21 protein-coding genes are annotated in these 23,412 nt (G+C 68.0%); 19 read left to right on the forward strand and 2 right to left on the reverse strand.

The genetic code is table 11. The features are described from left to right. The first annotated feature begins 33 nt into the window (after positions 1-33). The 8 genes from ribD (at position 34) to hisF (ending at position 6,079) form a co-directional block, all read left to right on the forward strand. Positions 34-1,128 (forward strand): bifunctional diaminohydroxyphosphoribosylaminopyrimidine deaminase/5-amino-6-(5-phosphoribosylamino)uracil reductase RibD, encoded by a 1,095-nt coding sequence (ribD, locus tag AC1DZQ_RS16380; RefSeq protein ID WP_476964536.1) that lies wholly within the window; start codon positions 34-36, stop codon positions 1,126-1,128. Then, positions 1,128-1,814 (forward strand): riboflavin synthase, encoded by a 687-nt coding sequence (locus tag AC1DZQ_RS16385; protein WP_476964490.1) that lies wholly within the window; start codon positions 1,128-1,130, stop codon positions 1,812-1,814. The genes ribD and AC1DZQ_RS16385 overlap by 1 nt, the downstream gene beginning before the upstream one ends. Further along, entirely contained in the window at positions 1,811-2,530 is a 720-nt protein-coding gene (gene ribB, locus AC1DZQ_RS16390; RefSeq protein ID WP_476964491.1) for a 3,4-dihydroxy-2-butanone-4-phosphate synthase, read from the forward strand. Before AC1DZQ_RS16385 ends, ribB begins: the two co-directional genes overlap by 4 nt. A gap of 46 nt (positions 2,531-2,576) precedes the next feature. After that, positions 2,577-3,239 carry a GTP cyclohydrolase II gene (gene ribA / locus AC1DZQ_RS16395; RefSeq protein ID WP_476964537.1) on the forward strand — a complete coding sequence of 221 codons (663 nt, stop codon included), beginning with the start codon at positions 2,577-2,579 and terminating at the stop codon, positions 3,237-3,239. 135 nt (positions 3,240-3,374) lie between these two features. After that, positions 3,375-3,860: a 6,7-dimethyl-8-ribityllumazine synthase gene (ribH, locus tag AC1DZQ_RS16400; RefSeq protein WP_018772462.1), complete on the forward strand. Its 486-nt coding sequence runs from the start codon at positions 3,375-3,377 to the stop codon at positions 3,858-3,860. A gap of 162 nt (positions 3,861-4,022) precedes the next feature. After that, complete coding sequence (locus tag AC1DZQ_RS16405) at positions 4,023-4,286, forward strand: phosphoribosyl-ATP diphosphatase (protein ID WP_018772463.1); 264 nt, start codon at positions 4,023-4,025, stop codon at positions 4,284-4,286. Positions 4,287-4,390: 104 nt separating this feature from the next. Next, on the forward strand, positions 4,391-5,233 hold the full coding sequence (hisG, locus tag AC1DZQ_RS16410) for an ATP phosphoribosyltransferase (protein ID WP_476964492.1): 843 nt from the start codon (positions 4,391-4,393) through the stop codon (positions 5,231-5,233). A 69-nt stretch (positions 5,234-5,302) separates the two neighbouring features. Beyond that, positions 5,303-6,079, forward strand: coding sequence for an imidazole glycerol phosphate synthase subunit HisF (gene hisF / locus AC1DZQ_RS16415; RefSeq protein WP_476964493.1), 777 nt, complete (start codon positions 5,303-5,305; stop codon positions 6,077-6,079). A gap of 52 nt (positions 6,080-6,131) precedes the next feature. Here the strand turns inward: hisF and AC1DZQ_RS16420 are convergent, their stop codons facing one another. After that, positions 6,132-6,776, reverse strand: coding sequence for a TIGR03085 family metal-binding protein (locus AC1DZQ_RS16420; protein ID WP_476964538.1), 645 nt, complete (start codon positions 6,774-6,776; stop codon positions 6,132-6,134). A gap of 178 nt (positions 6,777-6,954) precedes the next feature. On the opposite strand from AC1DZQ_RS16420, the gene hisI reads away from it, so the two are divergent. From hisI to pyk, 11 genes are all read left to right on the forward strand, one after another. Then, positions 6,955-7,398: a phosphoribosyl-AMP cyclohydrolase gene (gene hisI, locus AC1DZQ_RS16425; protein WP_476964494.1), complete on the forward strand. Its 444-nt coding sequence runs from the start codon at positions 6,955-6,957 to the stop codon at positions 7,396-7,398. Between the two features lie 143 nt (positions 7,399-7,541). Beyond that, the gene (locus tag AC1DZQ_RS16430; protein WP_476964539.1) at positions 7,542-9,107 is read left to right on the forward strand and encodes an anthranilate synthase component I; all 1,566 of its coding nucleotides are present in this window, start codon (positions 7,542-7,544) and stop codon (positions 9,105-9,107) included. Further along, positions 9,107-9,787, forward strand: coding sequence for a Trp biosynthesis-associated membrane protein (locus tag AC1DZQ_RS16435; RefSeq protein WP_476964495.1), 681 nt, complete (start codon positions 9,107-9,109; stop codon positions 9,785-9,787). Before AC1DZQ_RS16430 ends, AC1DZQ_RS16435 begins: the two co-directional genes overlap by 1 nt. 85 nt (positions 9,788-9,872) lie before the next feature. Beyond that, positions 9,873-10,160, forward strand: a complete 288-nt coding sequence (locus tag AC1DZQ_RS16440) for an HGxxPAAW family protein (RefSeq protein ID WP_018772470.1) — start codon at positions 9,873-9,875, stop codon at positions 10,158-10,160. A gap of 2 nt (positions 10,161-10,162) precedes the next feature. Further along, entirely contained in the window at positions 10,163-10,981 is an 819-nt protein-coding gene (trpC, locus tag AC1DZQ_RS16445) for an indole-3-glycerol phosphate synthase TrpC (protein ID WP_476964496.1), read from the forward strand. 126 nt (positions 10,982-11,107) lie between these two features. After that, entirely contained in the window at positions 11,108-12,478 is a 1,371-nt protein-coding gene (trpB, locus tag AC1DZQ_RS16450; protein ID WP_476964497.1) for a tryptophan synthase subunit beta, read from the forward strand. Beyond that, complete coding sequence (gene trpA, locus AC1DZQ_RS16455; RefSeq protein WP_476964498.1) at positions 12,475-13,308, forward strand: tryptophan synthase subunit alpha; 834 nt, start codon at positions 12,475-12,477, stop codon at positions 13,306-13,308. Before trpB ends, trpA begins: the two co-directional genes overlap by 4 nt. Positions 13,309-13,311: 3 nt before the next feature. Further along, positions 13,312-14,640 (forward strand): prolipoprotein diacylglyceryl transferase, encoded by a 1,329-nt coding sequence (gene lgt, locus AC1DZQ_RS16460; RefSeq protein ID WP_476964499.1) that lies wholly within the window; start codon positions 13,312-13,314, stop codon positions 14,638-14,640. Positions 14,641-14,908: 268 nt separating this feature from the next. Then, a complete protein-coding gene (gene gltB, locus AC1DZQ_RS16465; protein WP_476964500.1) occupies positions 14,909-19,525 on the forward strand; it encodes a glutamate synthase large subunit in 4,617 nt (1,538 codons plus the stop codon). After that, positions 19,518-20,975: a glutamate synthase subunit beta gene (locus AC1DZQ_RS16470; RefSeq protein ID WP_476964501.1), complete on the forward strand. Its 1,458-nt coding sequence runs from the start codon at positions 19,518-19,520 to the stop codon at positions 20,973-20,975. The genes gltB and AC1DZQ_RS16470 overlap by 8 nt, the downstream gene beginning before the upstream one ends. 69 nt (positions 20,976-21,044) lie before the next feature. Then, positions 21,045-22,547: a pyruvate kinase gene (gene pyk / locus AC1DZQ_RS16475; protein WP_476964502.1), complete on the forward strand. Its 1,503-nt coding sequence runs from the start codon at positions 21,045-21,047 to the stop codon at positions 22,545-22,547. A 147-nt stretch (positions 22,548-22,694) separates the two neighbouring features. Here the strand turns inward: pyk and AC1DZQ_RS16480 are convergent, their stop codons facing one another. Then, positions 22,695-23,300: an ANTAR domain-containing response regulator gene (locus tag AC1DZQ_RS16480; protein ID WP_476964503.1), complete on the reverse strand. Its 606-nt coding sequence runs from the start codon at positions 23,298-23,300 to the stop codon at positions 22,695-22,697. Between the last annotated feature and the right edge of the window lie 112 nt (positions 23,301-23,412).

Here is a 23,412-nt window from a genome sequence, read left to right on the forward strand (position 1 = left end):
GCAGCCCTTTTCAGCGCTGCCGAAAGTGCTGCAATGCAGGCTGCCTTGGCCGCCGCCGCGCAGGGTCCGCGGGGCGCCAACCCGCTCGTGGGCGCCGTCGTCGTCGGGGCCGACGGGACGCAACTCGCTACCGGGTACCACCGCGGAGCCGGGACTGCCCACGCCGAAGCTGACGCCATCGGCCAGGCGAAGGCGGCAGGCCTGGACCTCCGTGGCGCTGCGATCGTGGTGACACTGGAGCCCTGCAACCACTGCGGGCGCACCGGCCCCTGCGCGCAGGCGATTATCGACGCCGGCATCACCGAAGTCATCTACGCCGTCGACGATCCCCACGATCCCGCCGCCGGCGGGGCCGTGACGCTCCGGGCAGCGGGCGTCCGCGTCCGCTCCGGGCTGGCAGCCGACGCGGCGCTGGACCTGAACCGGCGCTGGTTCGACGCCGTCGCCGCCAAACGGCCCTTCGTCACCCTGCATATTGCGCAGACCCTCGACAGCCGCATCGCCGCCAGCGACGGCACCAGCCAGTGGATCTCCAGCCCGGAATCGCTCGCGGACAACCACGCCCTGCGGGGCCGGATTGACGCCATCCTGGTGGGCACCCAGACGGTCCTGATCGACAACCCCCGGCTCACCGCCCGGAACGCCGACGGCGAAGTGGACGGCAAACAGCCCCTGCGCGCCGTCATGGGGTACCGGGGCATTCCGGACGATGCCGCCATCCACGGTGCTGACGGCAACGTCCTGCACCTGGCCACCCGCGACCCTCGCGAGGCCCTGGACGAGCTGTTCGCAAACGGCGTCCGGCACCTCATGGTGGAGGGCGGCTCCCGGATCCTGAGCGCCTTCCTGGCGGCCGGCCTCGTGGACGAACTCATCGTTTACCTGGCGCCGACGCTGCTTGGTTCCGGCACGGCCGCCCTGGACGACCTCGGCATCACCACCCTGGCCGGTGCCCAGCGCTGGGAATGGGACCCGGCATCCGGGGGCGCCGTCCAGGTCCTCGGCCGCGACCTCCGGCTGCATCTTCGCCCGGATACGGCCGACGAGGTTACCCCGGCCGCTACCCCTRCTTCATCCGATACAACCCCGCACCGCACCGGCGCGGACACCGCCGCAGGAGGCAATTGATGTTTACCGGAATTATCGCCGAGCAGGGGAAAGTGCTGTCCGTTGAGCGCAACGGGGACAGCAGCGCCACCGTTCGGCTTCACGCGCCCGGCACCACGGACGGCCTCGCCCTGGGCGGATCCATAGCGGTCAACGGTGTTTGCCTCACCGCCACGCAGATCGACGGCAGGGACTTCAGCGTCGACGTCATGGGCGAGACCCTCAACCGCAGCACCATCGGAGAGCTCACTGCGGGCGATCCGGTTAACCTGGAACGCTGCGTGCCCGCCGGGGGACGGCTGGACGGTCACGTGGTCCAGGGGCACGTCGACGGCGTCGGCCAGCTCCTGGAGCGCGAAGGGCTTGGCAACTGGGACCGGCTGCGGTTTGCGGTGCCGGCCGGGCTGGCCCGGTACATCGCCGAAAAGGGATCCATCGCCGTCGATGGCGTCTCCCTCACCGTCACGACGGTCAGCCCGGCCAATGATCCGGCGCCCTGGTTTGAAGTGGGCCTCATCCCCACCACCCTGGCCGAGACCGGCCTGGGCCAGAAGACAATCGGCGGCCATGTGAACCTTGAGGTCGACGTCCTGGCGAAGTACACCGAGCGACTGCTGTCCTTTGCCGGCGGAACGTCGCCCGCAGCACACCGGGCGCCCGAAGCTCCCGCCGGAGCAGCCGCCCTCACGGACGGGGCCGCGAAATGAGCCGGGTGAAGGACCAGCCCGGCCACGACCTGGCCGAGGCGCTCCGCGCCGCCGCAGCCGCCGCCGGCACCGGACGCGCAGGCCTCGATCCGATCGAGGACGCCATCAGCGCCATGGCAGCCGGGGGACCCGTCCTGGTGGTGGACAACGAGGACCGCGAGAACGAAGGCGACATCATTTTCGCCGCCGAGCACGCGACCGCGGCGCTGATGGGCTGGACAGTCCGCTATAGCTCCGGAGTGATCTGCGTACCGCTCGACGCCGACCGGGCCGACGCCCTGGCGCTGCCGCCGATGGTGGCAATCAACGAGGACGCCAAGGGCACGGCCTACACCGTGTCCTGCGACGCCGCCGTCGGTGTCAGCACCGGAATTTCCGCCACGGACCGCGCCCTGACGGCCCGGATTCTAGCCGACCCGCAAAGCCGGCCAAATTCATTGACCCGTCCCGGGCATGTTTTTCCCCTCCGCGCCGTTAAGGGGGGAGTGCGGGAACGTCCCGGCCACACAGAGGCGGCCGTGGACCTGTGCCGGCTGGCGGGCCTGGAGCCCGTGGGCGTAATAGCAGAGCTTGTGTACGACAACGGAGAAATGATGCGGCTGGACGGATTGCGGGGCTTCGCCATTGAGCATGGCTGCCCCCTGATTTCGATTGCGGATCTGGTGGCGTACCTTGAAGCAGGAAAGCACACCAGCCACGCAACGGATCCTGTCTGATGGAGGAGAAATAGTGACGACTTCGGAGACCCGAGAAGAGACGGCCATGGCCCGTCAACCGCATCCGGTCAGCGCAGGACCCATTGTCCAGCTGCCCACCGCCTTTGGCGATTTCGTGGCGCAGGCCTGGACCGACCTGGCCACCGGCGCCGAACACCTGGCGGTCAGTTCACCGATGGCGCCGGTTGACGGCCAGGCCCCGCTGGTGCGCCTCCATTCGGAGTGCCTGACCGGGGACGTGTTCGGCTCCTACCGCTGCGACTGCGGCGAACAGTTGGCCTATGCCCTCGAGCTGATCAACGAACTCGGCGGCACGCTGCTGTACCTGCGCGGCCAGGAAGGCCGCGGGATCGGCCTGGCCAACAAGATGAAGGCCTACGCCCTGCAGGAGGCCGGGTTCGACACTGTGGAGGCCAACGAGCAGCTCGGACTGCCGGTCGACGCGCGCTGCTACAAGGCCGCGGCCCAGATCCTCGCGGAGATGGGTCTCCACGAGATCCGGCTCCTGAGCAACAACCCGGACAAGCAGGACCGGCTCGCGCAGGCAGGCGTCAAGGTGGTGGAGATGGTCCCCACGGAGGTTCCCTCCCGCGAGCAGAACCTCCGCTACCTGCAGACGAAGAAGGACCGGATGGACCACCGCCTGGTCCTGGACGGTGAACCCGCCCCGGCCGCCGGCCTGTCCGGATTCGAACACGACCAAGACTGACCGGGCGGCGGCCCGCGCGGGCCGCCCCTGCCCGTCTCGCCCGGCTGCACCCGACGGCCGTCCTGGCCTGCACGATGGCCGCAAGGACGGCCAGGCAGCGGCACAACCATCAGACTCAACAGCAAGGAATACCCTATGAGCGGCCACGGCGCCCCCCAGATCGACCTCAGCACCTTCAAGCCTGAGGAAACCTCACGGCTCAAGCTGGCCATTGTGGCCGCGAGCTGGCACACCCAGATCATGGACGGACTGCTCGACGGCGCCCTGCGCGCCGCGAAGGACGCCGGGATCAATGAGCCGACGGTCCTGCGCGTGCCGGGCACGTTTGAACTCCCGGTCGCGGCCGCCCGGCTGGCACCGCACTTCGACGCCGTCGTGGCGCTCGGCGTCGTCATCCGGGGCGGCACCCCGCACTTCGAATACGTCTGCGAGGCGGCCACCCTGGGCCTGACCGAGGTCAGCGTCCGCACCGGCGTCCCCGTGGGCTTCGGCGTGCTGACCTGTGACACCGAACAGCAGGGGATCGACCGGGCCGGCTTGCCGGGATCCACCGAGGACAAGGGACACGAGGCGGTTACCGCCGCCCTGGCTACGGCAGTGACGCTCAAGCAGTTCGGCTGAGCCGCCAAGCTGCAGCTCCGGCCGGCGCGGGCGCCACCCTGGCCGCCCGCGCCACCCTGGCCGCCCGCGCCGGCTGTGTTTTTTGTGTATCGCCTCACACCCCCTCCGTCATGCAACGGCCCGGCGGGCGTTCCTGTGCCGGGAGCAAGTAGGCTTGGGGGCGTGAAGAATTTCGAGTCGCTGTTCGCAGAACTGAGTGAAAAGGCAGCCGTCCGCCCGGAAGGCTCCCGCACCGTCGCCGAACTGGATTCCGGAGTCCACGGCATCGGCAAGAAGGTCGTGGAGGAAGCAGCCGAGGTCTGGATGGCTGCCGAGTATGAATCCGATGAGGCCGCCGCCGAGGAAATTTCGCAGCTGCTGTACCACCTGCAGGTTCTGATGCTCGCCAAAGGACTCACCCTGGAAGACGTCTACAAGCATCTTTAGCCGCGCCCGCACCGGCAACCGCCATGACTTCGCTGGCGGATCCCGTGCACTGCGTGGCCGATGTGCCCCAACAGATCCTTCCGACCCCAAGAGAGACTTTTCCCATGCTTAGAGTTGCCGTCCCGAACAAGGGATCCCTGTCCGAAGCTGCCGCCGCCATGCTGGCCGAGGCAGGCTACCGCCAGCGCCGCGACACCCGCGAGCTTGTCATGGTGGACCCGGACAACGATATTGAGTTCTTCTTCCTGCGCCCCCGCGACATTGCCGTGTATGTGGGCCAGGGAACGCTCGACGTCGGCATCACCGGCCGCGACCTGCTGCTCGACGCAGAGGTCGAGGCTGAGGAGCTGCTGCCGCTGGGCTTCGCCGCCTCCACCTTCCGCTTCGCCGGACCCGTCGGCGACTTCACCACCGTTGCCCAGCTCGAGGGCAAGCGCCTGGCCACGAGCTACGACGGACTGCTGCGCGGCTACCTGGCCGAGCGCGGCATCAACGCCAAGGTGGTCCGCCTCGACGGCGCCGTGGAATCCTCCGTCCGCCTCGGCGTCGCGGACGCGATTGCCGACGTCGTCGAAACCGGCACCACGCTCAAGGCCGCCGGCATGGAGATCTTCGGCGAGCCGATCCTGAATTCCGAGTCGGTGCTGATCGGCCGCAAGGGCGAGCAGAACCCCGCCACGGAGGTCCTCATCCGACGGCTCCAGGGCGTCCTCGTGGCCCGGCAGTACGTGCTGATGGACTACGACATCCGCAAGGAACTCGTGGAGCAGGCCGCCGCACTCACCCCGGGCCTGGAGTCGCCCACCGTCTCGCCGCTGCGCGATTCGGACTGGGTGGCCGTCCGCTCGATGGTGCCCAAGCGCGAAACCAACCGGATCATGGACGAGCTCTACGACCTCGGCGCCCGCGCCATCCTGGTCAGCAGCATCCACGCCTGCCGCATCTAGGCGCCCCACCGCCGGGTCCCTCCAGCAATAACCCCCGTCAATTAGCTCCGTCAAAAACCAGGAGAAGTCATGACCGTTGCCGTGCGCGTCATCCCGTGTCTCGACGTCGATGCCGGCCGTGTGGTCAAGGGCATCAACTTTGAGGGCCTCCGCGACGCCGGGGATCCGGTGGAACTGGCGCACCGCTACGACAACAGCGGCGCCGACGAGCTGACCTTCCTTGACGTGACGGCGTCCTCCGGCAACCGGGAGACCACGTTCGACGTCGTCCGCCGCACCGCCGAGGAAGTCTTCATCCCGCTGACGGTGGGCGGCGGCGTCCGCGGCGTGGCCGAGGTGGACAAGCTCCTGCGCTGCGGCGCGGACAAGGCTGCCATCAACACCGCGGCCGTGGCCCGGCCGGACGTGATCGACGAGATCACCCGGCACTTTGGTTCCCAGGTCCTGGTGCTCTCCCTGGACGCGAGGCGCACGCGTCCGGGCTCGCAGCCCACCCCGTCAGGCTTCGAAGTCACCACGCACGGCGGACGGCAGGGGACCGGAATCGACGCGATCGCCTGGGCGAAGGAAGCGGCCGACCGCGGGGTGGGTGAAATCCTGCTGAACTCGATCGATGCCGATGGCACCAAGGACGGCTTCGACCTGGAACTGATCCGCCTGGCGCGGGCGGGGGTCAAGGTCCCGCTCATCGCCTCCGGCGGCGCCGGCAAGCCGGAGCACTTCCCGCCGGCCGTGGCAGCAGGCGCCGACGCCGTCCTTGCGGCCTCGGTCTTCCACTTCGGCCCGCTGGATATGATCGCGCAGGTCAAGGCCGCGATCCGCGACGCGGGCTTCGAAGTCCGCTAATTCCACGGGCGTGGTTCTGTCCTGCGTGTGGGCAGGGGCAGGGCGGGAAGGGTTAGAGACCGACTTCGGCGGACTGCAGGAGCGCGACGGCGTCCGGCTGGCCTTCGAAGGTCACGAGGGCGTGGCGGGTGCGGCCGTGGGCGTGCATGAGGAGTTCGCCCGGCTCGCCGACGATGGCCACCGACACGGGGGCGCGTTTGGCCACATGCCGCGGGCCCGAGGGGCTCACCAGCACAATGCCCAGATCCACGCCGCGGTACAGGATCGCGGCCCGCTTGACGAGCTCGTCCCACAGAGCGTCCGAGTAGGCCTGGTCCAGGGCGCGCGGGGCCCAGCGGTCCACGGCGCGGCGGACGTCCTCGGTGTGTACAAAGTACTCGATCAGGTTGGAGCTCTCGTCCAGGGCCTTGATCCGCAGCGGGGACAGCGCCGGGGGACCGGCCCGGAAGTCGTTGACCAGCTTGGCGTAGTCCTCTGTGGTCTTCAGCGTGCCCGCCAGTTCGGCCGTCGCCTGGTCCGAGGCCTTGGAGAGGCGCTTGATCAGCAGGCCCAGTCCGACGGCGATTTTCCGCTCGCGCAGGTACAGGTGCGCGGCAAGATCGCGGGTGAGCCAACCTGCGCAGAGCGTGGCGGCATCAGGGCCGGCCGCCAGCAGGGTTTCGGCCAGGACTTCTCGGGACGGTTCGACGAAATGCATCACTTGTGAAACTAGCACGAGACGGCCGTGCGTGGGCACAGGAATCGCCGCCGCAACCGTGCCTGGCGGCATCATCGGGCGGGGGACCGCGGCGGGCGGCCCGATTGGTGCACCAGTGTTAAGCGGCGGGACCTGCCCGCAGGCCGGCTGGCTGCCCGGAGGCACTAGACTTGATCTGATGTCTGAGCAGCCCGCCCCCGCCCCCAGCCCCGTCAACGGCAGCCCCGTCGATGACAGCCACGTCGACGGCAGCCCCGTCAGCGGCAGCCCCCTTCCGGCCGGACTGGCGGACGCCCTCAAGCGCGACAGCGCCGGCCTGGTGGCCGCGATCGTCCAGCAGTTCGATTCCAACGAGGTGCTGATGCTGGGCTGGATGGACGACGAGGCGCTCCACCGGACCCTGACCAGCGGACGCGTGACGTTCTATTCGCGCTCCCGCCAGGAGTACTGGCGCAAGGGCGACACCTCCGGGCACGTCCAATGGGTCAAGTCGCTCGCCATGGACTGCGACGGCGATGCGCTGCTGGTCCGGGTCGACCAGGTCGGCGCGGCCTGCCACACCGGAACCCGGACCTGCTTCGACGGCCGCGAGCTCGACGCCGTCGTCGGGCACGGAGGCTGAGCGCCTCCCGCAAAGGACACAGGCAAAGGGCACAGGCAGAGCGCTCCGGCGCTTCCACAGCTTCACGAACCGGACCCCAGGCAGGATCCCAATGACCGGATCCCGTGACAGGTTCACCTAAAGAACAGGCGGAAAGCACAGCGATGCAGGACCTTGGAATCATCAGCCCCGGCCTCGAAGAGTTCCGTGAACTCGCAGGCCACAGCCGCGTCATCCCCGTCCGGCTCAAGGTGCTGGCTGACGCCGAAACCCCGATCGGGCTCTACCGCAAGCTCGCCCAGGGCCAGCCCGGGACGTTCCTGATGGAATCGGCGGCGGTCGGCGGAGCCTGGTCCCGCTACTCCTTCATCGGGTCCCGCTCCCGGGCCACCCTGACCACCAAGGACGGCAGCGCGCACTGGCTGGGCGAGCCCCCCGTCGGCGTGCCGCTGGACGGCAACCCCGTCGACGCCATCCGCGACACGGTCGCGGCGCTCCGCACCGAGCGCTTCGACGGCCTCCCGCCGTTCACCTCCGGCCTGGTGGGGTTCCTGGGCTGGGAAACCGTCCGGCACTGGGAGAAACTGACCAGCCCGCCGGAGGACGACCTCCAACTGCCGGAAATGGCCCTCAACCTGGTCACGGACATGGCGGTTCACGACAACATGGACGGCACCGTCCTGCTGATCGCCAACGCCATCAACTTCGACAACAGCACCGAACGCGTCGACGACGCCTGGCATGACGCCGTCGCCCGCGTCAAAGCCCTGCTCGAAAAGATCAGCCGCCCCGTGGAGCAGCCCGTCTCCGTGCTGGAAACGGCCGCCCTGGATTTCGCGTCGAGCGTGCAGGAACGCTGGGACGAATCCGAGTACCTGGCCGCCCTGGACCGCGGCAAGGAGGCGATCGTGGACGGCGAGGTCTTCCAGGTGGTGATCTCCCGCCGCTTCGAAATGGAGTGCGGCGCCGACCCCCTCGACGTCTACCGGGTCCTGCGGAACACCAACCCGAGCCCCTACATGTACCTCTTCAGCTTCGAGGACGCCGGCGGGCGCGAGTACACGATCGTCGGCTCCTCGCCGGAGGCCCTCGTCACCGTGACCGGTGACGAGGTCATCACCCACCCCATCGCCGGCTCACGCCCGCGCGGCAGGACGGTGGAGGCGGACAAGGCCCTGGCCGAGGAACTGCTGGCGGACGAGAAAGAACGCGCCGAGCACCTGATGCTGGTCGACCTCTCCCGCAACGACCTCTCCAAGGTCTGCGTGGCAGGATCTGTCGACGTCACGCAATTTATGGAAGTGGAACGCTTCAGCCACATCATGCACCTGGTGTCCACGGTGGTCGGAGAGTTGGCCCCGGCCGCCAAGGCCTACGACGTCCTCAAGGCCACGTTCCCGGCCGGCACCCTCTCCGGCGCCCCGAAGCCGCGGGCCCTGCGCCTGCTGGACGAACTCGAACCGCACCGGCGCGGCATCTACGGCGGCGTGGTGGGGTACCTGGACTTCGCCGGGGACATGGACATGGCGATCGCAATCCGGTCGGCCCTGCTCCGGGAAGGACGCGCCTACGTCCAGGCCGGCGGCGGCATCGTCGCAGATTCGGTCAACCCGACCGAGGCCCAGGAAACCGTGAACAAGGCCGCCGCCCCGCTCCGCGCCGTGCACACTGCCAGATCGCTGCACAACATCACCGCCGACTCGGTGCCCGACGCCGGGGCGGAGAGCTGATGGAGCAGCCGGGAGCCTCTGCCAAGAACACAGTGAAGACCACTGTGAAGAGCACCACGCGGTCCGCCGTCCCGGGCTGGGCCCGCAAGTCCACGCTGGTCCTAGTGATCGCTGCCCTGGCTCTGGCCGTGTTCGGGACCACCACCCAGACCTGGCTCACCGTGCATCTTGACCCCACACAGCTCGGCGCGGCCGTGGCCAGCCAGGACGGCCTGCAGGTCCAGGGCAGCAAGGCCGCGACCACTGTGACCGCCCTGGCCCTCGTGGCCCTTGCCGGCGGCCTCGCGGCCTCCATCGCCGGGCGCGTGGCCCGCTGGATCATCACCGCGATCATCCTTCTCGCGGCCGCGGGCATCGTGGCCGCGGCGGCCGTCGTGCTGGCGGACCCGCTGGCCGCGGCGCAGGGCTCGATTGCGGCCGCCACCGGGATCAGCGGCAGCAGCGTGCAGGTGGACGTCACAGTGTTCCCCGTCCTCGCCGTCGTCGCCGGTGCCCTGCTGGGACTCAGCGCCCTCGCGATCGTGCCGGCCGGCCGCTACTGGAAGAGCCGCACCAAATATGACGCGGCCGCCGCAAGGCCGGCCGCCGGCGGGACTGCAGCTGGTGGTACTGCCGCGGCCGCCCCCGCGGACGAGATTGACAGCTGGGACCGGTTGTCCCGCGGTGACGACCCCACCTGAGCCGATGACGCGGCCAGCAACGCGGCCAATAACGCCCGCCAAAAAATGGCAGAATGTAAGCAGTATTCATCTTGAGGAGAGTTCAATGAGCAAAGCCACTGTTTCCGCATCCACGTCCGCTGCGCCGAAGGGCGTCTACGACGACGTCGACCACAGCGAAGCGCCGGGTCACGGCAACAGCCCGGCCGCGTGGACCTGCGTGATCGTGATGCTGATCGGCGCCCTCATTGCGTCCATTGCCTTCGTCATCGCCAACACCCCGATCTTCGTCGCGGGTGCGGCGGTCATGGTGATCGGCCTGCTCGCCGGCTGGGCCATGCGCAAGGCCGGCTACGGCGTCGGCGGCAGCAAGCTGAAGAACTCCGGCCACTGAGCGTGAGCGTTCTCGACGACATCAACGCCGGTGTCAGGGAGGATATGCAGGCGCGCCAGCGTCTGGTCACGCTCGCGGAGCTGAAGGAACGCGCCGCCGCGGCGGCGCCCGCCCGTGACGCCTGGGCCGCCCTCGGCGGGACCTCCGGCACCAGGGACCAGCTCAAGGTGATTGCCGAGGTCAAGCGCCGCAGCCCGTCCAAAGGCCGGCTCGCGGACATCGCCGATCCCGCGTCCCTCGCCGCGCAGTACGCCGACGGCGGGGCCGCAGTGATCAGCGTCCTGACCGAGGAGCGCCGCTTCGGCGGCTCCCTGGCCGACCTCGACGCCGTCCGGGCCGCAGTGGACATCCCGCTGCTGCGCAAGGACTTCATGGTTGACGAGTACCAGATCTGGGAGGCCCGGGCCCACGGCGCCGACCTGATCCTGCTGATCGTGGCCTCGCTCTCGGACGCCCAGTTGCGCGAGTTTACGGCCCTCAGCCGCGAGCTCGGCATGAACGTGCTGGTCGAGACCCATACCGCCGAGGAAATCGAGCGCGCAGTTGCCGCGGAGGCCCGGATCATCGGCGTTAACGTGCGCAACCTCAAGACGCTCGACGTCGACCGTTCTGTCTTCGCGGAGCTGGCCGGCGGCATTCCCGCCGATGCCCTCGTGGTCGCCGAATCGGGTGTGCGCGACGTCGAGGACGTCAAACACTACGCGGCCCGCGGCGCCAACGCGGTCCTGGTCGGCGAGGCGCTGGTCAGTGACGCGACGCCCCGCGAGCGGATCGCCGAATTCATGGCTGCCGGCGCGACGGCAATCGCCGCCCGCGCCTGAGGCCGGCCGGTCCTGGCGCCCCCGTCCGGACCGTGAGCGGTACCGGGCCCGCAATTTGCCCGGACCAATGAGCGGATCTCATCTGCAGATCCCCCAAGCTAGCAGTGGAACAGGATGGTGAGACTGATGGTCGATGCGCCAGCAGCCGGCTCCGACGAAAGTGCCGTGGACGCGTTCCTGCAGGGCGGCCGTCCCCAGGAGCAGCCCGCGCAGGGCGAACCGTCCCTGCGCCACGCCCCGGGGCCCTACTTCGGGAACTACGGCGGCCGGTGGATGCCCGAGTCGCTCATCGCGGCCCTGGATGAGCTTGAGGACACCTTCGAGAAGGCCAAGGCCGATCCGGAGTTCACGGCCCAGATCGCGGACCTGAACAAGAACTACTCGGGCCGGCCGTCGCTGCTGACCGAGGCCAAGCGCTTCGCTGAGCACGCCGGCGGGGTGCGGATCTTCCTCAAGCGCGAAGACCTCAACCACACCGGCTCGCACAAGATCAACAACGTCCTGGGCCAGGCGCTGCTCGCCAAGCGGATGGGAAAAACCCGAGTCATCGCCGAAACCGGCGCCGGCCAGCACGGTGTTGCCAGTGCCACGGCGGCAGCCCTGCTGGGTCTGGAATGCGTGGTCTACATGGGCGCCGAGGACTGCCGCAGGCAGTCCCTCAACGTGGCCCGGATGGAGCTCCTCGGCGCCACGGTCATCCCGGTGACCAACGGATCCCAAACGCTCAAGGACGCCATCAACGAGGCCCTGCGCGACTGGGTGGCGAACGTGGGCAACACGCACTACCTTTTGGGCACCGCCGCCGGAGCGCACCCCTTCCCGGCGATGGTCCGCTACTTCCACGAAGTGATCGGCGAGGAAGCCCGCGCCCAGATCCTGGACCAGACGGGCCGGCTGCCGGATGCCGTCTGTGCCTGCATCGGCGGCGGATCCAACGCGATCGGCATCTTCCACGGCTTTCTCGATGACGCCTCGGTCAAGATCTATGGCTTCGAGGCCGGCGGCGAGGGCGTCGAAACCGGACGCCACGCGGCCACCATCACCCTCGGCAAGCCCGGGGTGCTGCACGGCGCGCGTTCCTACCTCATGCAGGACGACGACGGCCAGACCATCGAGTCGCACTCCATCTCGGCGGGCCTGGACTACCCCGGCGTCGGCCCCGAGCACTCCTACCTCGCCGACATTGGCCGGGTCAGCTACGAGCCGATCACGGACAGCGAAGCCATGGAGGCCTTCCGCCTGCTGTGCCGCACCGAGGGCATCATTCCCGCCATTGAGTCCGCGCACGCCCTCGCCGGCGCCATCAAGGTGGGGCAGCGACTCGTCGCCGAAGCCGCCGCCGCAGGCAATGCAGCAGGCAAGGCCTCAGACAAGATTGTGATCGTGAACCTCTCCGGCCGCGGCGACAAGGACGTGGCCACCGCTGCGGAATGGTTCGACCTGCTGGACAAGGACTCACCTGAAGCCGAAATCGCCAAAGAGGGGGAACAGCTGTGAGCACCAGCCAGGACGGCAACCAGAACGCCGCGGAGCACGCCAGCAAGTCGGCAGCGGCCATTGACCGCGCCCGCGCCCAGGGCCGGGCGGCCCTGATCGGCTACCTGCCAGCCGGCTACCCGAGCGTTAAAGAGACCATTGCCGCCGGCATCGCCCTGGCCGAGAACGGCGCCGACCTCATCGAGATCGGCATCCCGTACTCCGATCCGGTCATGGACGGCCAGGTCATCCAGGCGGCCACGACGGAGGCCCTCGCGAAAGGCTTCCACGTCCGCGAGGTCTTCGACGTCGTCCGCGGCATCACGAGCAAGACCGACGCCGCCGTGCTGGTGATGACTTACTGGAACCCCGTGGTCCGGATGGGCGTGGACGAGTTCTCCCGCCGCCTGGCCGAGGCCGGGGGAGCCGGGCTCATCACGCCCGACCTCATCCCCGACGAGGCAGCCGAATGGATGGCAGCCTCCGACAAGTACGGACTGGACCGGGTGTTCCTCGTGGCTCCCTCGTCTTCCCCCGAACGCATGAAGCGCACGGTCGACGCGAGCCGCGGCTTCGTATACGCCGTCTCCATCATGGGCGTCACCGGCGCCCGGACGTCGGTCAGCTCGGCGGCCAGGAACGTTGTTGCCGCCGCGCACGCCGCGGGCGCCGAACGCGTCTGCGTGGGCCTCGGCGTCTCCAACGCCGCCCAGGTCCGCGAGATCGCAGAGTATGCGGATGGCGTGATTGTGGGCACCGCCCTCGTCGCGGCTATCCGGGACGGCGGCGTGGATGCGGTAGCCTCCTTGACGAAAGACCTCAGCACCGGCCTTACCAGGGAAGAAGCGTAAGCAATGCAGTCAGTCCTCCACGCGGCGGCGATGATTCCCGCGAGCATTCCGAGCCCGAGCTGGTCCGGATTCGACATCCCGCTGCCGTGGGGGTCCCTGCGCATCCACGCCTACGCCCTGTGCATCCTCGCCGGGATCATTGCCGGCCTGTGGCTCACTTCTGTCCGTTGGGCGCGCCGCGGCGCACCTGAGGGCAGCGTCTGGGACATCGCCATCTGGGCCATCCCGTTCGGCATCATCGGCGGACGGCTGTACCACGTGTTCTCTTCCCCGGACGCTTACTTTGGTCCCGGATTCGATGGCACGGGAGATCTGTCCCTGATTCCGCAGATCCAGCGCGGCGGCCTCGGCATTTGGGGCGCCGTCCTGCTGGGCGCCGTGGGCGCCTGGATCGGGTGCCGGCGAGCCGGGGTGAAGCTGAGCGCCTTCATGGACGCGGCGGCCCCCGGGCTGCTGCTCGCCCAGGCCATTGGCCGTTGGGGCAACTACTTCAACCAGGAGCTCTTCGGTGGGCCCACCACGCTTCCGTGGGGACTGCAGATCGATCCCACCAACCCGAACTTCCCGGCCGGCATGCCGGCAGAGACGCTCTTCCACCCGACGTTCCTCTACGAGTCGCTGTGGAACCTGGCCGGCGTGCTGATCCTGCTGGCCCTGGACCGGAAATTCAGCTTCCGCCGTGGCCGCCTCTTCTGCGTCTACGCCATGTACTACACCCTTGGCCGCGTCTGGATCGAGGCCATGCGGATCGACGACGCCGAACAGATCACCCTCTTCGGGCTCACCACCAGGCTCAATGTCTGGACCAGCATCATCGTCTTTGCAGGAGCCCTGCTCGCCTTCATCCTCCTCGGACTGCGCAAGCCCTCGGAAGCGGACACCCCGTTCCTCCCCGGCCGCGAGCCGGCAGAGACAAAGCCGGCAGAGACTGAGCCGGCAGAGACGTCGGCTGAGACAAAGCAGGTAGAGGCGAAGACGGCGGAGACAAAGCCGGCAGAGGCGAAGACCGCGGCGACCAAGACGACGGAGACCAATCCGGTCGCTGAAGCCGACGACGCCGAGCGCACGGTCGACGCCGACCGCGCCACGGTTCCCGCGGACCGCGCCACCGTTCCCGCGGACGCAACAACCATCCGCCATGCGGACTCTGCTGTCTCAGATAGTGAATCCCGTGCTAATCTCCGGAATAACCAAAGCGGACCAGTTCGCGCATCCGAGGATGCGGGCAAGGACTCCACCGGCGGCATTGCGCCCGCCACCGGGGCTCCGGCAGCCGGAGTTTCCGGCCGCCAGGGAACTGGGACCGCGCCGGAGGCTGAGGGCACCAAGTAGCTCAGCGCCGGCACCTCGGGTTGCGCGGAGCCACCGCTCGCCGGACCCGACTCCACAGCGTCGTGGCAAGAGGGCTTGCTGTGGACAGCAGATAGACGCTGTCCATGCAAGCCCGGGCCAGCACCTGCGTAACTGTTAGTACAGGAGGCCGGGCTGGCCTACAATTCCAGTTAGAAAAACACTCTGTTACGCCCGTCACACGCTGGCGTTCCGAGCCGGGCCAATGTTGTCCCTCCCATACGCACGATCAGGAGGAAGGACGTCTCCAATGACCCAAACTCTTCACAGCCCCAGCTGGTCCGATCCGGACCAGCCCTCGGCTGCCGCGTCACCCTTCAGCCGTTTCGCGGCGATTCCGGCCGCTGCCGGACTCTACAACCCGGAGAACGAGAAGGACGCCTGCGGGCTGGCCATCATCGCCACGCTCCGCGGCGAGCCAGGCTATGACATCGTCGACGCCGCCCTGACCGCACTGCGCAACCTCGAGCACCGCGGTGCCGTGGGCGCCGATGAAGGTACGGGCGACGGCGCCGGCCTCCTGATGCAGGTGCCGGACGAATTCTTCCGCGCAGTCACGGACTTCGAACTTCCGGCCCCTGGCCAGTACATCGTGGGAACCGCTTTCCTGCCCGCCGAGCAGCGCGAATCCGACGCCGCCCGGGCCGGGATCGAGGGCCTCGCCGCCGACGAGGGCCTGACCGTCCTTGGCTGGCGCGACGTCCCGATCGTGGCCGACCTGGTCGGGGCCATGGCCCGGGCCTGCATGCCGCACTTCACGCAGCCCTTCTTCGCCTCCAGCACCGGAGAAACCCTCGAGCGCAACGAGCTCGATTCCCGCGCCTGGCGGATCCGCAAGCGCGCCCAGAACAAGTTCGGCGTGTACTTCCCGTCGCTCTCCTCCCGGACCATCGTCTACAAGGGCATGCTCACCACCGCGCAGCTCGAGCCGTTCTACCCGGACCTGTCGGACAAGCGCTTCAAGACCAAGCTCGCGATCGTCCACTCGCGCTTCTCCACCAACACGTTCCCGTCCTGGCCACTGGCCCAGCCGTTCCGCACCATCGCGCACAACGGCGAGATCAACACGGTCAAGGGCAACCGCAACTGGATGCGGGCACGGCAGTCCCAGCTCTCCAGCTCGCTGCTGGGGGACTCACCCGAAGAGCTGTTCCCGATCTGCACCCCGGGCGCCTCGGACTCGGCGTCCTTCGACGAGGTTGCCGAACTGCTCTGGCTCTCCGGCCGGCCCATCACGCACTCGATCATGATGATGATCCCGGAGGCATGGGAAAACCACGCCACCATGGATCCGGCCCGCCGCGCCTTCTACGAATACCACTCGATGCTCATGGAGCCGTGGGACGGCCCGGCAGCTGTCTCCTTCACGGACGGCAACCTGGTCGGCGCCACGCTGGACCGCAACGGGCTGCGCCCGGGCCGGTACTGGATCACCGAGGACGGACTGATCATCTTCGCCTCCGAAGTTGGCGTGATCGACGTCGAACCCTCCAAGGTAGTGAAGAAGGGCCGCGTCTCGCCGGGCAAGATGTTCCTGGTGGACACCGGGGCCGGCCGGATCATCGACGACGCCGAGGTCAAGGCCGAGGTCGCCGCCGCGAACCCGTGGGCCGAATGGGTCAAGGAAAACCTGATCGACCTCAACCACCTGCCCGAACGCGAGCATGTCGTGCACACCGCCGCCTCGGTCAACATCCGCCAGCGGACCTTCGGCTACACCACCGAGGAACTGAAGATCCTGCTGGGCCCGATGGCCCGGACCGGCGCCGAACCGCTCGGGGCCATGGGCTCGGACACCCCGGTGGCCGTGCTGTCCAAGCGCCCGCGGCTGCTCTTTGACTACTTCGTGCAGTCCTTCGCGCAGGTCACCAACCCGCCGCTGGACGCGATCCGTGAAGAGCTCGTCACGTCCCTGACGTGCGCGATCGGCCCGAACGGCAACCTGCTGGACACCAAGCAGGTCCGGCAGCCCCAGGTCTCGCTGCCGTTCCCCGTGATCAACAACGACCAGCTCGCCAAGATCGCGAACATCGAGAGCGCCGACGGCGGCAAGGTCGCCATGAAGGTCCGCGGACTGTACCGCCCGGAAGGCGGCGAGAACGCCCTCCGCGCCCGGCTCACCGAAATCTGCGAGCAGGTCTCCGGCGCCATCAACCGCGGCGTCCAGTACGTGGTGCTCTCGGACCGCGACTCGAACGCCCAATGGGCGCCGATCCCGTCCCTGCTGCTCGTCAGCGCCGTCCACCACCACCTGCTGCGCAGCGCCAACCGCACCAAGACCGCCCTCGTGGTGGAGGCCGGCGACGTCCGCGAAACGCACCACGTCGCCGTCCTTATCGGCTACGGCGCCTCCGCCGTCAACCCGTACCTGGCCATGGAATCCGTGGAACAGCTCATCGCCTCCGGCGACGTCGTGGGGGTCACCCCGCAGGACGGCGTCTACAACCTGATCAAGGGCCTGGGCAAGGGCGTCCTGAAGATCATGTCCAAGATGGGCATCTCCACCGTGGCCTCCTACACCGGCGCCCAGACCTTCGAAGCGCTCGGCCTCGGCCAGGACCTGGTGGACGAGTACTTCTCCGGCACGCATTCCCAGCTCGGCGGCGTCGGCCTCGACGTCATTGCCGCCGAAGTCCTGGCACGGCACCGCATGGCCTACCCCGAGAACGGCATCGAACTGCCGCACCAGCCCCTGCTCGGCGGCGGCGAATACCAGTGGCGCCGCGACGGGGAACCCCACCTGTTCAACCCGGAGACCGTCTTCCGGCTGCAGCACGCCACGCGTGAACGCCGCTACGACATCTTCAAGGCCTACACCCGCGGCGTTGACGACCAGTCCGAGAACCTCATGACCCTGCGCGGGCTGCTGAAGTTCAAGGCCGGTGCGCGTCCCGCGGTGCCGCTTGAAGAAGTGGAAGCCGTTTCCAGCATCGTCAAGCGGTTCTCCACCGGCGCCATGAGCTACGGCTCCATCTCCAAGGAAGCCCACGAGACCCTCGCGATCGCCATGAACCGGCTGGGCGGCAAGTCCAACACCGGTGAAGGCGGCGAGGACGTGGACCGCCTGCTCGATCCCACCCGCCGTTCCGCGGTCAAGCAGATCGCCTCCGGCCGCTTCGGCGTCACCAGCCTGTACCTGTCCAACGCGGACGACATCCAGATCAAGATGGCGCAGGGTGCCAAGCCCGGCGAAGGCGGCCAGCTGATGGCGCAGAAGGTCTACCCCTGGGTGGCCCGCACGCGGCACTCGACCCCCGGCGTCGGCCTCATTTCGCCGCCCCCGCACCACGACATCTACTCGATCGAGGACCTCGCGCAGCTGATCTACGACGCCAAGCGCGCCAACCCCTCGGCCCGGGTGCACGTCAAGCTCGTCTCCGAGGTCGGGATCGGCACCGTGGCGGCCGGCGTCACCAAGGCCAAGGCCGACGTCGTGCTGGTCTCCGGGCATGACGGCGGTACCGGCGCCTCGCCGCTGAACTCGCTCAAGCACGCCGGTGTCCCGTGGGAACTCGGCCTCGCCGAGACCCAGCAGACGCTCATGCTCAACGGCCTCCGCGACCGTGTGGTGGTGCAGGTCGACGGCCAGCTCAAGACCGGCCGCGACGTCGTGATCGCCGCGCTGCTCGGCGGCGAGGAATTTGGCTTCGCCACCGCCCCGCTGGTGGTCTCCGGCTGCATCATGATGCGCGTCTGCCACCTGGACACCTGCCCGGTGGGCGTCGCAACCCAGAACCCCGAGCTGCGCTCCAGGTTCAACGGCAAGCCCGAGTTCGTGGTGAACTTCTTCGAATTCCTTGCCGAGGAAGTCCGCGAAATCCTCGCGGAGCTGGGTTTCCGCAGCCTCGAGGAGGCAATCGGCCACGCCGAGATGCTCGACTCCCGCGACGCGATCAGCCACTGGAAGGCCGAAGGGCTGGACCTGGATCCGATCCTGCACGGCCTCGAGTTCGACAACGACGCGCCGCTGCGCAACCTCACCGGCCAGAACCACGAACTCGACAAGCACTTCGACCAGCGCCTGATCGCCATGGCAGCCGAAGCCCTCAGCGACCGCACACCGGTGAAGATCTCGGTGAACGTCATCAACACGGACCGTTCCGTCGGCACCATGCTCGGCCACGTCGTGACGAAGACCTTCAGCACCGACGTGCTGGCCACGGACACCATTGACATCACGCTCACTGGCACCGCGGGCCAGTCGCTCGGGGCGTTCCTGCCGGCCGGCATCACGCTGCGCATGTTCGGCGACTCCAACGACTACGTCGGCAAGGGACTTTCCGGCGGCCGCATCATCGTCCGGCCGGACCGCACCAACGTTTTCCCGGCCGAGCGCAACGTGATCGCCGGCAACGTGATCGGCTACGGCGCCACGAGCGGTGAGCTGTTCCTGCGCGGCCAGGTGGGCGAACGCTTCCTGGTCCGCAACTCCGGCGCCACCGCGGTGGCCGAAGGCATCGGCGACCACGGCTGCGAGTACATGACCGGCGGCCAGACGCTCATCATCGGCCGCACCGGACGCAACTTCGGGGCCGGCATGTCCGGGGGCACGGCCTACGTGCTGGACCTGCAGACCGAGCGCGTCAACAAGCAGGCCCTGGAATCCGGCGAGCTGCAGCTGCGCGAGCTCGACGCCGAGGACCGCGACATCGTCCACGGGCTGCTCGTCAAGCACCTCGAGGAAACCGAATCGCTGCTCGCGGCACGGCTCCTCGAGAACTTCGATGACACCGCAGCCCGCATAACCAAGGTGCTGCCGCGCGACTACGCGGCCGTCCTGCAAACCCGTCTTGACGCCATCGAAGAGGGCCTGGACCCCGACGGCGAAGAAGTTTGGTCTCGAATCCTGGAGGTGACCGGTGGCTGATCCACGCGGATTTCTGAAAGTACGTCAGCGTGAAACCCAGCCGCGCCGTCCCGTCCCGGTCCGCATCATGGACTGGAAAGAGGTCTACGAGGCCCAGGAAAAGGGTGTCCTGAAGAGCCAGGCCGGCCGCTGCATGGACTGCGGCGTCCCGTTCTGCCACCAGGGCTGCCCGCTGGGCAACCTCATTCCGGAATGGAACGACCTCATCTGGCGGGACAAGGGCGAGGAAGCGATGGAGCGGCTCCACGCCACCAACAACTTCCCCGAGTTCACCGGCCGGCTGTGCCCGGCCCCCTGCGAGGCGTCCTGCGTGCTGGGCATCAACCAGCCCGCCGTGACCATCAAGCAGGTCGAGGTATCCATCGTGGACCAGGCCTTCGAAAACGGCTGGGTCAACCCGCTGCCGCCGGCGCGACTGACCGGCAAGACGGTCGCCGTCGTCGGTTCCGGCCCCGCCGGGCTCGCCGTCGCCCAGCAGCTGACCCGGGTGGGCCACACTGTGGCCGTCTACGAGCGCGACGACAAGATCGGCGGACTCCTGCGCTACGGGATCCCCGACTTCAAGATGGAAAAAGAGCAGGTGGACCGCCGGCTGGAGCAGATGAAGGCCGAAGGCACCCGGTTCCGCACCGGAGTGGCCGTCGGCACCGACGTGACGTGGGAGCAGCTGCGCCGCCGGTACGACGCCGTCGTCATCGCCACCGGGGCCACCGTCCCGCGTGACCTGCCGATCCCGGGCCGCGAGCTCGACGGCGTCCACTACGCCATGGACTACCTTGTGCCGGCCAACCGGGTGGTGGCGGGGGAGGCCGTGGAGAACCAGATCAACGCCGCGGGCAAGCACGTGGTCATCCTCGGCGGCGGCGACACCGGCGCCGACTGCCTCGGCACCGCGCACCGGCACCAGGCCGCGTCCGTGACCACCCTCGCGATCGGCAAGCAGCCGCCCGTCGAGCGGGCCGGCCACCAGCCGTGGCCGACGTTCCCCACCCTGTTCGAGGTCGCCAGCGCGCACGAGGAAGGCGGCGAACGCACTTACCTCGCCTCCACCGTGGAGTTCGTCGGGGACAACGGCAAACTCACGGGCGTCAAGGTGGCGGAGACGGAATTCGTTGACGGCAAGCGCCTCCCGAAGGCCGGCACCGAGCGGATCATCCCCGCGGACCTCGTCTTGCTGTCCCTGGGCTTCACCGGCCCCGAGCCGGCCGGGATCACCGAGCAGGTCCACGCCGACTTCGACGGCCGCGGCAACGTGGCACGGGACGGCTACTACATGACCAACACTGAGGGCATCTTCGTCGCTGGCGACGCCGGACGCGGCCAGTCGCTGATTGTCTGGGCCATCGCCGAAGGGCGCGCCTGCGCGGCCGCGGTGGACAAGTTCCTGATGGGCAGCACCATTCTGCCGGCACCCGTGGCGCCGACCGACCGTGCGATGGCTGTTCTGTAGTCCAACAGGACCTCCGGGATTCATCCGCACTTCAACTTAATCCATGCAACACACCACTAGGGTAGGTATATGAGACGCGCTAAAATCGTGGCCACTTTCGGACCGGCAATCGCAAGCTTTGAAAACACGCTTGCAGTGCTGGAAGCCGGCGTCGACGTGGCACGGATGAACATGAGCCACGGCGAATACTCCGTGCACGACACCACCTACGAGAACGTCCGCAAGGCAGCGGCCCAGCTCGGCAAGGCCGTGGCCATCATGGCCGACCTGCAGGGCCCGAAGATCCGCCTCGGACGCTTCGTTGACGGTCCCCACCTCCTGGAGGTCGGTGACACGTTCACGATCACCACCGAGGACGTTCCCGGCACCAAGGAAATCTGCTCCACCACGCTCAAGAGCCTCACCGAGGACGTCAACCCCGGCGATGCCCTGCTGATCGACGACGGCAAGGTCGCCCTCCGCGCGATCGACGTCGACGACGTCAAGGTGGTTGCCCAGGTGATTGTTGGCGGCTGGGTCTCCAACAACAAGGGCATCAACCTGCCCGGCGTTGCGGTCAACGTGCCTGCGCTGAGCGAAAAGGACGAGGACGACCTGCGCTGGGCCATGCGCCGCGGCGTGGACATGGTTGCCCTCTCCTTCGTCCGGGATGCCTCGGACATCAAGCGCGTCCACGAGATCATGGACGAAGAAGGCCGCCGCGTGCCGGTGATCGCCAAGATCGAGAAGCCGCAGGCCGTGGAGCAGTTGCACGAGATCATCGACGCCTTCGACGCCATCATGGTGGCCCGTGGCGACCTCGGTGTGGAACTTCCCCTTGAGGAAGTGCCGATCGTGCAGAAGCGCGCCATCGAACTGGCACGCCGCTGGGCCAAGCCGGTCATTGTGGCCACCCAGGTCCTCGAGTCCATGATCGAGAACCCGCGCCCCACCCGCGCCGAGGCCTCCGACTGCGCCAACGCGGTGCTCGACGGCGCCGACGCCGTGATGCTCTCCGGCGAGACCAGCGTGGGCAAGTTCCCGATCGAGACGGTCAAGACCATGGCCCGGATCATCGAATCCACCGAAGAGCACGGCCTGGAGCGGGTCCCCCCGCTGGGCACCAAGCCCAAGACCCGCGGCGGTGCCATCACCCGCGCCGCCGTCGAGATCGCCGACCAGCTGGAAGCGAAGTACATCTGTACGTTCACCCAGTCCGGTGACTCGGCACGCCGCCTCTCGCGTCTGCGCCCCATCAAGCCGGTCTTCGCGTTCACCCCGGTGGAGCACGTCTGGAACCAGCTCGCGCTGACCTGGGGCATCCAGCCGGTCCTGGTCCCGATGGTGGGCCACACCGACGAGATGACGGCCCAGGTTGACCGCAGCCTGCTGGAGCTGAACGTCGTCGAGGACGGTGACCTGGTGGTCATCGCCGCCGGTTCGCCTCCCGGAAAGGCCGGTTCGACGAACCTGCTGAAGGTCCACAAGGTGGGCGACCTCGCCGACATCGGCAGCCAGGGCGAAGCTGCCGTGGCCAAGGACAAGGTCGGCCCGTGGCCGGAAAAGAAGAAGAAGAACCGGGCCCAGGCCTAGTTTTGGGCGTGTGAACGCAAAAGGGAGGATCCCCGCCGGTTGGCGGAGATCCTCCCTTTTTGGTGCTTGGTGCTTTAGTGTTGCGTTGCTTTGGTGCTCGCTGCGTCGGGGCTTTCGGCCGCGGTGTGCGGCCGGCGCTGGTGGAAGCTAGTTGACCTGGTTGATGATGGTTTCGGCGACCTCGCGCATGCTGAGGCGGCGGTCCATCGAGGTCTTCTGGATCCAGCGGAACGCCTCCGGTTCCGTCAGGCCCATTTTGGTGGTCAGGAGGCTCTTGGCGCGCTCCACGAGCTTGCGGGTGGCGAACTGCTCCTGCAGGTCGGTGACCTCGCTCTCGAGGGCCTTGATTTCCTCATGGCGGGACAGCGCGATCTCCAAGGCCGGGATGAGGTCCGCCGGCGTAAACGGCTTGACCACGTAAGCCATGGCGCCGGCGTCGCGGGCACGCTCCACGAGTTCCTTCTGGCTGAAGGCGGTGAGCAGGACCACGGGAGCGATCCGGGCCTTGACGATCTTTTCGGCGGCCGTGATGCCGTCCATGACGGGCATCTTGACGTCCATCAGGACAAGGTCGGGCTTGAGCTCCTCGGCGAGCTGGACGGCCTTTTCGCCGTTGTCAGCCTCGCCGACGACGTCGTAGCCTTCACCCCGCAGGATCTCGATGATGTCCAGGCGGATGAGGGTCTCATCCTCGGCGACAACAACGCGGCGCGCCGGCTGGGACGTGGGGGTAGACTCCGTCTGTTCTGACACGGGAACTCCTTGGAAAGGTACGGCGGGAACTCCACCATCATAGGTTTTGTCCGCCAATGTACTTGGACCGGTTTGGTTCGATGCGGCGTCACTGGCGCGATTCTGGAATTCA

It is taken from the genome of Arthrobacter sp. P1_C12_2 (assembly GCF_056406415.1).